At 43.5% G+C, this 13064-nt stretch carries 14 protein-coding genes; 5 read left to right on the forward strand and 9 right to left on the reverse strand.

Features of this window, described 5'->3' with window-relative positions; genetic code table 11:
* Positions 1–172 precede the first annotated feature (172 nt).
* Together PN457_RS02445 and smpB are read right to left on the reverse strand one after the other, a co-directional pair.
* Positions 173–448: a WGxxGxxG family protein gene (locus tag PN457_RS02445; protein ID WP_271731110.1), complete on the reverse strand. Its 276-nt coding sequence runs from the start codon at positions 446–448 to the stop codon at positions 173–175.
* A 133-nt stretch (positions 449–581) separates the two neighbouring features.
* Positions 582–1049 carry an SsrA-binding protein SmpB gene (smpB, locus tag PN457_RS02450; protein ID WP_271731112.1) on the reverse strand — a complete coding sequence of 156 codons (468 nt, stop codon included), beginning with the start codon at positions 1047–1049 and terminating at the stop codon, positions 582–584.
* A 421-nt stretch (positions 1050–1470) separates the two neighbouring features.
* Here smpB and PN457_RS02455 point away from each other — a divergent pair, with 421 nt between their 5' ends.
* Entirely contained in the window at positions 1471–2154 is a 684-nt protein-coding gene (locus tag PN457_RS02455) for a response regulator transcription factor (RefSeq protein WP_271731114.1), read from the forward strand.
* A gap of 2 nt (positions 2155–2156) precedes the next feature.
* Here PN457_RS02455 and PN457_RS02460 read toward each other — a convergent pair whose 3' ends face one another.
* The 4 genes from PN457_RS02460 to murC all read right to left on the reverse strand — a co-directional run bounded on the left by PN457_RS02460 (position 2157) and on the right by murC (position 5795).
* Positions 2157–2642, reverse strand: coding sequence for a low molecular weight protein-tyrosine-phosphatase (locus PN457_RS02460; RefSeq protein WP_271731115.1), 486 nt, complete (start codon positions 2640–2642; stop codon positions 2157–2159).
* A 103-nt stretch (positions 2643–2745) separates the two neighbouring features.
* Complete coding sequence (locus PN457_RS02465; protein ID WP_271731116.1) at positions 2746–3096, reverse strand: YbaB/EbfC family nucleoid-associated protein; 351 nt, start codon at positions 3094–3096, stop codon at positions 2746–2748.
* A 93-nt stretch (positions 3097–3189) separates the two neighbouring features.
* Complete coding sequence (gene murB / locus PN457_RS02470; protein WP_271731118.1) at positions 3190–4212, reverse strand: UDP-N-acetylmuramate dehydrogenase; 1023 nt, start codon at positions 4210–4212, stop codon at positions 3190–3192.
* Between the two features lie 119 nt (positions 4213–4331).
* A complete protein-coding gene (gene murC, locus PN457_RS02475; protein WP_271731120.1) occupies positions 4332–5795 on the reverse strand; it encodes a UDP-N-acetylmuramate--L-alanine ligase in 1464 nt (487 codons plus the stop codon).
* Positions 5796–6206: 411 nt separating this feature from the next.
* On the opposite strand from murC, the gene nadD reads away from it, so the two are divergent.
* Positions 6207–6833 (forward strand): nicotinate (nicotinamide) nucleotide adenylyltransferase, encoded by a 627-nt coding sequence (nadD, locus tag PN457_RS02480; protein WP_271731121.1) that lies wholly within the window; start codon positions 6207–6209, stop codon positions 6831–6833.
* 116 nt (positions 6834–6949) lie between these two features.
* Positions 6950–7963: a type I glyceraldehyde-3-phosphate dehydrogenase gene (locus PN457_RS02485; RefSeq protein WP_271731122.1), complete on the forward strand. Its 1014-nt coding sequence runs from the start codon at positions 6950–6952 to the stop codon at positions 7961–7963.
* 245 nt (positions 7964–8208) lie between these two features.
* Here the strand turns inward: PN457_RS02485 and thiL are convergent, their stop codons facing one another.
* Positions 8209–9219: a thiamine-phosphate kinase gene (gene thiL, locus PN457_RS02490; protein ID WP_271731123.1), complete on the reverse strand. Its 1011-nt coding sequence runs from the start codon at positions 9217–9219 to the stop codon at positions 8209–8211.
* 78 nt (positions 9220–9297) lie between these two features.
* Positions 9298–10404, reverse strand: a complete 1107-nt coding sequence (locus PN457_RS02495; protein WP_271731124.1) for a peptidylprolyl isomerase — start codon at positions 10402–10404, stop codon at positions 9298–9300.
* A gap of 290 nt (positions 10405–10694) precedes the next feature.
* Here PN457_RS02495 and efp point away from each other — a divergent pair, with 290 nt between their 5' ends.
* Together efp and accB are read left to right on the forward strand one after the other, a co-directional pair.
* Positions 10695–11252, forward strand: coding sequence for an elongation factor P (gene efp / locus PN457_RS02500; protein ID WP_271731125.1), 558 nt, complete (start codon positions 10695–10697; stop codon positions 11250–11252).
* 110 nt (positions 11253–11362) lie between these two features.
* Positions 11363–11842, forward strand: a complete 480-nt coding sequence (accB, locus tag PN457_RS02505; RefSeq protein ID WP_271731126.1) for an acetyl-CoA carboxylase biotin carboxyl carrier protein — start codon at positions 11363–11365, stop codon at positions 11840–11842.
* Between the two features lie 429 nt (positions 11843–12271).
* Here accB and PN457_RS02510 read toward each other — a convergent pair whose 3' ends face one another.
* Complete coding sequence (locus PN457_RS02510) at positions 12272–12859, reverse strand: GerMN domain-containing protein (protein ID WP_271731127.1); 588 nt, start codon at positions 12857–12859, stop codon at positions 12272–12274.
* Positions 12860–13064 lie beyond the last annotated feature (205 nt).

Genomic DNA, 13064 nt, shown 5'->3' on the forward strand with positions numbered 1-13064 from the left:
CGAACAGTATTAAGTCCAACAAAATTAGGAATCATCCAGCTAGGGGAGGGCTTCCCCAAAGTAACGTGATTAAGAGAGAACCTCCTCTGGGTTAGATGCCGCAAGGAGTCTAATCTAAGTGGACTCGTTAAACCAACAATATCCGCAGCTTCAGCCCGGAAAGTATCAAGGCTTAGTCCCTATATGTTGTAGTACTAGGAGCAGTGGGTTCACGATAAGCAGTAGGTTCCCCGCCACTTTTTCTACCAGCTAAACCAGCCAAACCAAATAGCCCAATTAATCCTAACCAACCCCAATCAAAATCCTGGCGTTCGTAAACTGTTGTTCTGGGTGTAGTCTCAACTCTCGGTTCAGTAACTTGGGCATTTACAGGTAGAGTTAAAGGCAATATTGCCATACTCAAAGTGAGAAAGCCAGCACCAACTGCTTTGGTCAAAATAGGTGTCATGGTGAAAATCTCTCATCCCTTCCAACTTTACCCACTAGTTTATCGATTCCCATAACTCACCCAATCAATCCGTAGCCATAAACTCGGCTTTCTCTAAACTCACACTGAGGATATATAGAGAGGTCAATGAAGCTTAATAATTTTTCATCGCTCGTTGCATATCACGTTGATCTTGCCGTTTTTTGAGGGATTCACGTTTGTCATGGATTTTTTTACCTTTACCAAGGGCTATACTCACTTTTACCCAGCCTCGTTTGAGGTACATTTTTAATGGCACTAGTGTTAAACCTTGCTGTTCCACCTTCCCAATTAACTTACGAATTTCTTGCCGATGTAGTAACAGCTTGCGGGTACGACGCGGCTCATGATTAAAATATTGACCACTAGCGTTGTAAGGAGAAATATGGACGTTGATTAGCCATGCTTCGCCATCACGAATCAACGCATAACCATCTTGGAGATTAACTCTACCGGCTCGAATTGATTTAACTTCTGTTCCTGTCAACTCAACTCCCGCTTCAAAGGTTTCTAGGATTTCATACAAATAACGGGCTTGACGGTTGTCACTAATAACTTTGTAGCTTTCGCTCTTTTCGCTCATTGAAAAACTTTTTTGTACTTAAATGTGCTGGAAAAATGTTTGGATTGGCTGTAAGTGTGATATTCATATCAGCGTTAGTCCATATTCTTTTAATTTAACTTTTTTCAATTGTCAATTAAAAGTTAGAGGAGAGTAAATATTAATTTACACTATAGCGAGTATTATCTGTAGATGGTTGGTTTATTGTTAAGAGTTAAAAAGCTACCTATAGCCTTTCAGCATTCCAAATCGAACTTGGTTGTAATTTGGCAATACTGACTCAGTATTTAAGGTTTTCCTCATAAATCAAAAATAAGAGACTCAAGAGCTGGTAATCGTGTCATACTATGAAACATAAGAATACTATTTCTGCTTGCGTTCACTGATGTACCTCGGATAAATCCGTTAATCTGAGTTAAAAAATGCTAGGGGTGTATTGTCCATGCCCTTGACTATTCTTGTTGTGGATGACGACCCGGGCACTCGTCTATCCATTAGTGATTATCTTGAACTGTCTGGCTACTCCGTAGTGACGGCGAATGACGGTCAAGAAGCTTTGAGAATGGTAGAGAATTACCATCCTGATTTGATTGTTACTGATATTATTATGCCACGAATAAACGGCTATGAACTGGTGCGTCGGGTACGGCAGCAACCGACATTCCGGTTATTACCTGTAATTTTATTAACAGCACGCACTAAAACCCAGGAAAGAATTCTTGGCTACCAGTCTGGCTGCGATTTGTATTTACCTAAGCCATTTGAACTCGAGGAGTTAGCAGCAGCAATTCGTAATCTTTTAGAGCGATCGCAAATTATTCGATCTGAATACCGCCGGTCTTATAAAGAGAATTTAGGCAATTTCATACCTTCCAAAGAGGTGACAATGCCAAATTCTCTATGGGCGGGTATTGGGGAATCCCATCAGTTCCTATCCTTGACCCCCAGAGAACAAGAAGTTTTGGAACTGTTGACTCATGGTTTATCTAATGCTGATATAGGAGGTGAACTACACTTGAGCCCGAGAACTGTAGAAAAGTATGTTAGCAGTTTATTAAGAAAAACTGAAACCAGCAACCGAGCGGAGCTAGTGCGCTTTGCTATTACCCATGGCTTGGTTGAATAGATTTAGCTTTCTACTTGCTGACTGGTAATGTATGTGAGTAGACCTTCACAAGCATCCACAAGTAAATCAATCACTTGATGGAAGCCTTCCACTCCACCATAGTAAGGGTCTGGAACTTCCTTGAGGGTATAGCGAGAGCAGAACTTACACATTAAGTAAACTTTATGGTCATACTGCCCACTGGGGTCAAGAGCCAGGATATTCTCATAGTTCTCTTGATCCATTGCCAATATCATATCAAATTCCTGAAAGTCTAATTTTTGAAATTGCCGCGCGTGACCACGCAGTTTAATCCCTAACTTTGCACTAGCAGCCGCACTCATGCGTCTATCTGGCGGACTACCAATGTGATAACTGGATGTACCAGCAGAGTCGCAGAGGATGCGATCGCTCAATCCAGACTGGTCAATAAGATGATTCATAATATTTTCTGCCGATGGGGAGCGACAGATATTCCCCAGGCAAACAAACAGCAGCTTATAAGGCATAAAAATTCTACTTAGCAACCCTCCAGGGTCAAAAATCTACAGACACTAGTTTAATGGTTTTTGAGTGTAGAGACGCAACCCATGGCGTCTCTACAGCTAACGATTAAAAATTAGGGAGTTCCAGACCGCTGGTCAAGACTTCCATTTGTTCGCGCATTGTTGCGGTGGACTTGCTATAGGCATCTTTCATGGCGACTGTTACGAGGTCAGAAAGTAATTCTGCACCCTGTGCTAGGGCCTCTGGGGCAATTTCCACCCGTCTGGGTTCTTGGTTACCACTGACAATTACCTTCACGAGTCCACCGCCGGACTCTCCCTCAATCTCCATTTGCTCCAATTGTTCTTGAAGCTGCCTGGCGCCTTCTTGAACTTGCTGCGCCTTTTTGAAAGCGTCGGCGAGTTCTTTCATTTTTCCTAGACCACCAAAACCGAATCCCTGTCCTTTTCCTGTCATAACTGATTTTCCCAGCGTGCGTTTAATATTAAACCAAATTTCATTATAGATGGGGTCGGTAGCTTGCCTGTTTTATTACTAATCTTTATTCCCCTAAGCAGCCACCTGAAACTCACCGATCATTTTTACTTCTGGCTCTAAGCAAATTGACCAATGTTCTTGTACTTGCTGTTGAATATGACGAATCAGACAGAAAATATCGCTGGCCTTAGCCCCACCACGATTGACGATGAAATTAGCGTGTAATAGTGCTACTTGCGCTCCGCCAATTTGGTGTCCTTTTAAACCTGTTTGTTCAATTAACCAACCAGCAGCATAAGGTGTAGGATTACGGAAGACACTGCCACAGCTAGGGAAATTGTAGGGTTGGGTATTTAGTCGATGTTTTTTGTGTTCCTTTGTTACTTGCAAAACTCGTGCTGGATCGATACCTGGTTGGAGTTGAAAGGTGGCTTGGGTAACAATGCGTTGGCAAGGGTTCCCTGTAGAAGATTCACGATTTTGCAGTGATGAAGTTCGATAGCTGTAACCTATCTGGTCCGCCGTCAGAGTTTCTAAGGTACCATCGGGTAAAAGTACCTGAGCACTCACTAACATATCTGCAATGCAGCTATGATGGGCCCCGGCATTCATGACCACAGCACCCCCAACTGTACCGGGGATACCAACAGCCCACTCTAATCCTTCCCAACCTAATTTTGCTGCTTCCCATGCCAGATTGGGAATTGATTCTCCCGCCGCCACAGTTAATTGACCTGTTTGGGGATCAAAGTGACTATGGCGCAGATGACGAGTAGAAATTACTAAACCCGGTAAACCGCGATCGCTCACCAATAGGTTGGAACCTGCACCCAGTACTATTACGCCTAAATCTTGTGTTTTAGCATACTCAACACTAGCCTGTAGTGCTTCTAAATTACGAGGAGCAACGTACCATTCTGCCGCTCCCCCTACTCTATAAGAAGTAAATGCAGATAAAGAAACTTGTGACTTAATAGCGCAATCCGTATCTTTTAAGTAAATTATTTTACTATCACCTAAATCTTGTCTTTCCTGCTTCTCTGTAATTGAGTCAAAAACTGTGCAGACATTTCCAAGTGCCTGGGAGATTTTCATCTTGAGATAAATTTGTGAAATTTTTACATTTAAGTGCCGTAAAAATACGGCAATAGAATCATTGCCAGAGGAAAAAACCTTGGGGTAACTCAGTGTCCACCGTAATTGTTCTTCCTCATCTAGGATGTGGCTGTAACAGGTTCACAAAGTGTAGTAATTACTTCAGGGATGACCTGATTTAAATTCCCAGCACCTAGAAATAGTGCTAAATCTCCGGGACGCAGGGTTTGTACCAAGAATTCACTCATTAAGGGTAAATGAGGTTCATAAAGCACCTGTGGATGCTGTTTGGCTATTGCTACTGCAAGTTGTTCACCGCTAATTTGCCCTAAATTAGGTTCGCCAGCACTGTAAATATCTGTAAGTATAACTAAATCAGCATGGGCGAAAGACTCAGCAAATTCTTCTAAGAAGGTGAGTGTGCGACTGTAGCGATGGGGTTGAAAAATAGCAACTACTCTTTGCCCTGGTCTGGACTGGAGACGTGCTGCAGCAAGAGTAGCGCGAATTTCACTGGGGTGGTGGGCATAGTCATCGATAAAGGTAATACCGCCAACTTCTCCGCGCAACTCGAAGCGTCTTCTAGCACCTGCAAAAGTGGCAATGCTCTTGGCAATTGTGCCAAACTCTAAACCCAAGGCTCGACCAACAGCTACTGCCGACAGGGCATTGCTGAGATTATGCCGACTGAGCAAACGCAAATTCAATACTCCCAAGGGTTTGCCTTTCTCCCAAACCAGGGCTGTGGTACCATCAGCGCGATAATCAATATTAGTAGCAGTATAATCAGCATCTGTTTCTGGATTGAGGCTGTAGCTAATTGTCGGTTGGAAACGATGGCGTACCGTATCACAATCAATACAACCTATAAGGATTTTACAACTAGAGGCAAATTTTTGGAAGATGCTAACTACTTCTTCTAAGGTCTCATAGTGGTCAGGATGATCAAGTTCAATATTAGTAATAATGCCAATTTCGGGACTGTGTTTCACCAGGGAACCATCAGATTCATCTGCCTCAGCTACCAAATACTTGCTTTCCCCTAATCGTGCATTTCCTTCCCAAGCGTCAACCTCACCACCCACCAGAATTGTGGGGTCTAAACCAGCTTGTAAGAGCATATAGCCAATCATGCTACTGGTAGTAGTTTTACCGTGGGTTCCTGCAACTGCGATGCTATAGTAGTCTGAAATCAAGGCTGCTAGTACATCTGAACGATGCAAAATTGGACATCCTAATTCCAGTGCTGCTTTGTATTCCAAATTGTTGGCATTAATTGCCGTTGAACAAACAACTTGAGGCAGTGTTGAGTTACTACCTGCGGCTAATATTTCTGGTGAGTTTAATATTACTTTATGAGCTGATTCACGAGATCGAAAGAACTCGAGATTACTAGCCTCCTGTCTGCCAAAAATATGTGTTCCGATCGACTCCAACTTGCACGTAATATGACTCGGACGAAGGTCAGAACCTGATACTGGCATTTGACGCTTGGCCAGAATGTATGCTAGGGCAGACATACCGATGCCACCAATTCCAATGAAATGAAATGGTCGGCCGCTAAAATCTACATAATTATTCATTGATGAGTCCTCTGACACCACACCATAATCACAAATGACACGCGTATCATACCAGGAATTTGATTTTTAGACTAACTGCACTTGCATTTTGTTTATACCTGATATTCAGATTATTTTCCTCTGTTTTTTTGCTGATTGAGAATGATTTTACCTTTCTTGAACGTTTTGGCTATTTCGGAACTGTTATTAAGATTATTCTGAGAGTTGATGCCGCATCGGGACAGAAAATATTGTATTTCGCAATACCTTTTACTCAGTTCTTGAGTGATGTTGGCTACAGTCATACATTATTAATAGTGGAAATAGTTTTAAATTGAGAAATTTTCCATGAAACTTCTCCAGTCAGCTTGAGCCAGATAGTATATTTGTATTATCATCTGGCGATATGGAATCAAGTTTAGGTATGACTGAATGCAGCACATCGGAATCTTTGGTGGCACATTTGACCCAGTTCATTGGGGACATTTACTCGTAGCCCAAACAACTTTATATCAAGTACCTCTGTCAAAGGTGATTTGGGTACCATCACTAAACCCACCCCATAAAAAAGTGGCTTTGTTTAAAAATCGCTGGGAAATGTTGAAATTAGCCACAAGAGGAAACTCAGCATTTACCGTCTCCTCCATCGAGGCAAAACGCTCTGGAACCTCCTATGCCATCAATACCTTCATGGACTTATCTAGTTGTTATGCAGATACTCACTGGTACTGGATTACGGGTTTGGATACATTTCAAACTTTACCCCGTTGGTATCGTGGACGGGAACTAGTACAAATGTGTGATTGGTTAATCGCTCCCCGACAGCTAGGTGGTGAGACGACAGATCAAAGCGAGCTGATATGCAAGCAAGTGGAGCAACAACTCACACAGCAGTCGCTAACTATTCGCTGGCAACTATTGGACATACCTTTAATAGGAATTTCCTCAAGTCTGATTCGGAGACTTTGCCGGGAAAGCCTGTCAATTGGTTATTTAGTCCCGGAATCCGTCAGATCCTACATTAATACTCACAACCTCTACTCAGATAAATCTGAATAAAATATGTGTTTTTTTGATCGATCTGAAAATTTATGGTTATTAATACTCCCCCCTTTGCGATATGATTGGGGTCAAAGATATCAATTTATAGGCATAAATACAGAGGGTAAGACACTGTGATTAGAGTCGCAATCAATGGTTTTGGGCGCATCGGACGTAACTTTGCACGCTGCTGGGTAGGCAGAGAAAATAGCAACATTGAGCTTGTTGCTGTCAATGACACATCAGACCCTAGAACTAATGCTCATCTCCTCAAGTATGACTCAATGCTTGGGAAGTTAAAGAATGCTGATATTACAGCCGATGACAACTCCATCATCGTTAATGGTAAGACTATTAAATGCGTATCAGATCGCAACCCAGAAAACTTACCTTGGAAAGAGTGGGGAATTGATCTGATTATCGAAGCAACAGGCGTATTTACCAGCCGAGAGGGAGCGCAAAAGCACATGAATGCTGGAGCGAAAAAAGTTCTGATCACCGCACCTGGTAAAAACGAGGATGGTACTTTTGTCATGGGAGTGAATCATCACGAATATGACCACAACCAGCACAACATCATTAGTAACGCCAGCTGTACTACCAACTGCTTGGCTCCGATAGCCAAGGTATTAAACGACAAATTCGGGATCATCAAAGGTACGATGACCACCACCCACAGCTACACCGGCGACCAGCGTTTGCTAGACGCTTCTCACCGGGATTTACGACGCGCACGGGCTGCAGCTATTAACATTGTTCCCACCTCCACTGGTGCAGCAAAAGCAGTAGCACTAGTAATCCCAGACCTCAAAGGTAAACTTAATGGTGTGGCTTTGCGGGTACCAACTCCTAACGTTTCAATGGTAGATTTCGTAGTTCAAGTTGAAAAACGTACTATTACTGAAGAAGTGAATCAAGCTCTCAAGGAGGCTTCTGAAGGTCCACTCAAGGGCATTTTGGACTACAGCGAACTACAATTGGTCTCTTCAGATTATCAAGGTACTGATGCATCTTCGATTGTCGATGCCAACTTGACTTTAGTCATGGGTAATGATATGGTGAAGGTGATGGCTTGGTACGACAATGAGTGGGGTTACAGCCAAAGAGTTCTAGATTTAGCAGAACTGGTAGCCCAAAAGTGGGTTTAGTCATTAGTAATTAGTGATGACTTTGAAATCATCTGTAACTGAAGCAAGAGCAACAGATCTTGCGATAGGAAAGAAACGATAAATAACTAGTTTTTTGTTGTCTGCTGTTGGACAGCCAGTGGACGTTAAATAGATGCTTGTGGAGGTGAGTCTGGTGGGGTTTTCAAAACAAAGATAACTGGAAGCCAGACAAACCTCTCAAGCAAGAATCTCCTGTTACAGCCAAAGGCACAACGGTGAGAGTCTCAATCGGTAAAATGTTGAAATCCGCGGAAAATTTGTAATTTTTCGCGTTTTTTTTGCTCTTTATCTTGTACGACTACTTGGGAACCTGTGGTAATAGTTCCCACTATGGCAGCGCTTTCACCGAGTGTTGTCACCAAGTGATTGGCAATAACTTCTGGTAGGCACAGCACTAATTCAAAGTCTTCACCGCCGTAAAGGGCATATTCTAGAGCTTTTTCTGGTGTCAGCCAATGCTGAAAACTACCTGGTAAGGTGATTAGGCTGCTTTGTAGGATAGCGCCAACACCACTGGCGCGGCAAATTTGCAAAATGGCATCCGCCAAGCCGTCGCTGCTGTCCATACCGGCTATAGGGGGGTGGTGGGATGGAAAATAGGATTCGAGAATTTGCCAGAGTATGGGTAAAACATCTAATCTGGGTTGTGGGCGCTGGTGTACTGTGATTAGTGTCCTTTGTTCTGCATCGGTGAGGTTTTGCCTCAATTCGGGATGTAAGAGCAATTCTAAGCCGGCTTGGGATGCTCCATGAACACCAGTGACCATGATCGCATCACCCACTTGCGCCGCAGAACGTCGGATAATCCTTTGGGGATGAACTTGACCAAAGGCAGTAATGGCTATGGTGGTGACCGGCGATCGCACGATGTCACCGCCAACAATGACGGTATTGTATTTCTGGAGGCATTCTGTCATTCCTTGATATAAGCGCTCAACCCAACTCACCATCACCTCACCCGGTAGCGCCAAACCGATGGTAATGCCCATAGGAGTGGCCCCCATTGCTGCCAAATCGGATAAATTAGCAGCCACAGCCCGCCAACCAGCATCTTCTGGGGATGTGGTGACATCACTAAAATGCACACCATCCACCAGCACATCTGTTGTGACTACTAAAGATTTTTCTGGTGAGGTTAAAAGGACAGCTGCATCATCCCCAATCATTCCTGGGGGGCAGAAACGCTGCAATTTCTCTAAAATACCTTGTTCGCCAATATCTTTAACTTGAGTCATCAGTGATTAGTCAAATAAAAGAGGAGTATAATTAAAAACTCCCCCAACTTTCGTATTTATCTAGAAATCTCTACCTTTCTAGGCGGCTGACGGCTGAACCAAGTTTTCTATTCCTTGAATCACAGCTGCCGATTCAATTTTGTCACCTTCTTTGAGTTTATCCAAAATTTCTTTACCATCAATGAGATAGCCAAAAACGGCATAGCGACCGTCTAAGAGGTTTCGTCCGGCAGGAGTGAGTTCTGGCTCAAACAAAAAGAAGAAAAATTGAGAAGAACCTCCATTTACTTCACCTTCTGGGCGAGCCATTGCCAATGCCCCAAAGGAAGAAAAAGGCAGAACTGGCATATCGAGATAACGCCCAGCTTCTTCAAGAGTAATGCCATAAGTGGGTTCTTTCTCGCCTTCCACTAATATTTCTAAAGGAATAGCGCGGTATTTGCCAGTTTTCGGATCAATGAAACCTAATTCTTTTCCTGGTGGATCTCCGGTTTGCAGCACGTAAGACTCTTCTGAACGGGTAAATTCTAAACCGTCATAAAAACCTCGTTGCACTAAATCCACAAAGTTACCAGCTGTGACGGGGGCGCTATAACCGTCTACCACCACAGTCAAGTCACCTTTGTTAGTTTTAACAGCCACTGTAGCCCGACCTTTGAGTTGAGGCAGGTTACTATACTCAGCAGGTACTTCAAAGGGGAATGCAGTCACCATTGATTCTTCTAACTGGGTGACTACATCGAGGAGTTTATTTCTACCTTCTAGAATTTGTTGTTTATCTTTAAGTTGTACCGCTGCTTGGAGTGAATCGACCCCAGATTTTAACTGGTTAATCCAAGCTTCGGCTTGAGGTTGGCGTTCTTCGGGAACGCTTGCTAGGATTTGGTTAGGTCTATCGAGAATCCGTGACGCTGTTTTCAGGTCGCTAGAGATAGCACCCCATCGCCGATTTGCCCGCAGTTGGGTAGAGATATCCTCTAAACTGGCTTGCAGTCGCCGGACTGGTTTATTCTCTATCGGGAGTGCATACCTTAATAAAGCCTTGCCTTCAGTAATAGCATTTCCAGATGGCAGGGCTGCGTGACTAGGAGGAGTCCAGGTCGCTGTATTTATGCCTAAAAATATTGTTATTAACAATATTCCCATTAGGCTGTTTTTCAGCCAGGATTTTAATATGTTAAACATGATGGAATAACTCAAATGCAACATCACATTGTTGGCTGGGCTTAACCCATCAATCATCTTCCCACAGTACGAGTGCTGAGTAATGAGGGAATTTAGGATCGGGGCTAAAATTATCTATCACGGTCTAGTTTGTCCTGTAGGGTTTGTGAGTTGCTTGTTGCTGCCAATCAAAAAGACCGCGCTGACTCACCATACCTGAATGAATTGACTAATTACTTGATGATTAACTACTAATTACGACTCTTGAAGGGTACAATAAATGCCGATTGTCTTCCAAAACTTAAAGCTTCATGATCTCTAGTAACGACTTTCGACCCGGTGTATCAATTGTCTTGGATGGGTCTGTATGGCGAGTAGTAGAATTTCTCCACGTTAAACCAGGCAAAGGTTCTGCCTTTGTACGTACAACTCTCAAGAGTGTCCAAACTGGCAAGGTGCTAGAAAGAACATTCCGCGCCGGGGAAACTGTACCACAAGCCAATTTGGAAAAAAGCACGATGCAGCATACCTATAAGGAGGGCGATGAGTTCGTCTTTATGGATATGGAAACCTACGAAGAAAGCAGATTGAGCGCAGCGCAAATAGGCGATCGCGTCAAGTACCTGAAAGAAGGTATGGAAGTTAACGTTGTTCGTTGGGGGGAGCAAGTTCTAGAGGTGGAATTACCCAACTCTGTGGTGTTGGAAATTGTCCAAACCGATCCAGGTATCAAGGGTGATACGGCTACAGGTGGAACTAAGCCAGCTACTCTGGAAACAGGAGCAATCATCATGGTGCCATTGTTTGTTGCTCAGGGTGAGCGTATCAAAATTGATACCCGTGAAGATAAATACTTAGGCAGGGAATAAGTTGACTTTGTGACCACCAAGCAATTTTGATTTCAGTCCCTATATATAGGGATTAAATCCCTGCCACATTGATAATTTTGACTTACGGTTAGGTCGAGGTAATAAAAACTGTGCCATTGGAATTTAATGAAATCCGCCAACTACTGGCAACTATCGCCCAAACAGACATTGCAGAAGTAACACTTAAAAGCGATGACTTTGAACTAACAGTACGCAAATCAGAGCGAGAGAAACTTACCGAATCGCCAAATCAGATCGTCGAGGTGGGAACAAGTCGTGTTTTGGATAATACTGCCACTGCTTCTACTGTGCAGTTACCAGCAAATCCCCCATCACTGATTGATAAAAGACTAGTAGAAGTTCCTTCCCCCATGGTAGGAACCTTTTATAGCGCTCCCGCACCAGGTGAAGCACCTTTTGTGAAAGTGGGCGATCGCGTCCGTAGCGGTCAAACAGTCTGTATCATTGAAGCGATGAAACTGATGAATGAAATTGAGGCAGAAGTATCCGGACAAATCATGGAGATTCTGCTGCAAAATGGCGAACCGGTGGAATATGGCCAAGTTTTGATGCGAATTAACCCCGATTAGGTATTAATTTATCAAGATATCAATCACGCAAGAGTGAGATCCCCTACCTTTTCTGCCGCGTACACACCAGCCCAAAAAGCGAGAACTCAAAGGTTCTACCCCTCTGCTTGGCAAGGAGAGGGGCTGGGGGTGAGGTCAAACCCCACTAATAAAGTCTTTTACAGCGCCTTTCATCTGAGTTAGGTACAAAAGGGCGGGCACCGATGCCCACCCCACAAGATTTATGATATTCAGCTGTGTACTTTATTTACTTGAAAAGTGCCGTATGTATTGATTTAAACTGAGTAGCTTTTTTGGAGGGTGTGTTGTCGCGTAGCGCAACGTACCATCCTGAATTTTCGGTGCGTTAGGACTAAAGTCCATAACACACCGTACCCAAATCAAAAGTTTTAGACTTGTGTGTACACATTAGACCTTTGCAGGAGGGGATTAAAGCGGATAGTTTTGCTCAAAGCTTTGACGAGTCAATGGCTGCAACACTTCCACACCCTCCCCACCTAAAAACTCCAACTGTTCTCCCTCGACCTCAATGTATACTTTCGCATTTGGATCTAGTGTTGTGGCTGTATAAATAACTTGTCCAATGCGACCGACCATCGATGTTGAACCGCCACCTTTAGTAAAATCTTCAGATAAATTAACATGAACCTCACCATTCTCCATTTTCAGCCCCAGCAACTTGGTTTCTGGGGGGATGGTTGTAGAATCTGTCCCTTCTGTTGGTCCGGCCAATAAAGCTTGGAAGGCTCTTTCTAAAACTTGGTTGGGTTGCGTAGCAGCTATTTCCACCGGTTGGGGAACCAAATCCAACCCTGTATCCCTTGGTTTAAGCCAGTAAACATGAGGTGTTTGCCCTTGCACAGGATCTCTTGGCGTAATAGTTTGAGATGGTCTGATTGGTGTAGGAGGCTGATTAGAAGCAAGCCAAGCTACACCACCACCCACTAATACAACTGCTGCTGAGACTGCTGCAATTACACCAGAAGAAATACGTTTAGATCCTTGTTGGTTGTTCATATTTAAAAGGTTCCTGACAGGAGACTGAGATAGTGTGGTTCACAAGAGCAGCCTGATAAAAGACGATATCCATGAGTGGGAGTTTCTTGAAATCTCAAGAAGGCTTGATTTGTCTGAATTCTATTGACTTGATATTTTGCTAATTTGAAGACAATTTCGGAACGGAAATTAAAAATCCCCTGGGTGAGGGTATTTCAGCAAGTCA

It is taken from the genome of Anabaenopsis arnoldii (genome assembly GCF_028331025.1).
Classification (GTDB): Bacteria; Cyanobacteriota; Cyanobacteriia; order Cyanobacteriales; family Nostocaceae; genus Anabaenopsis; species Anabaenopsis arnoldii.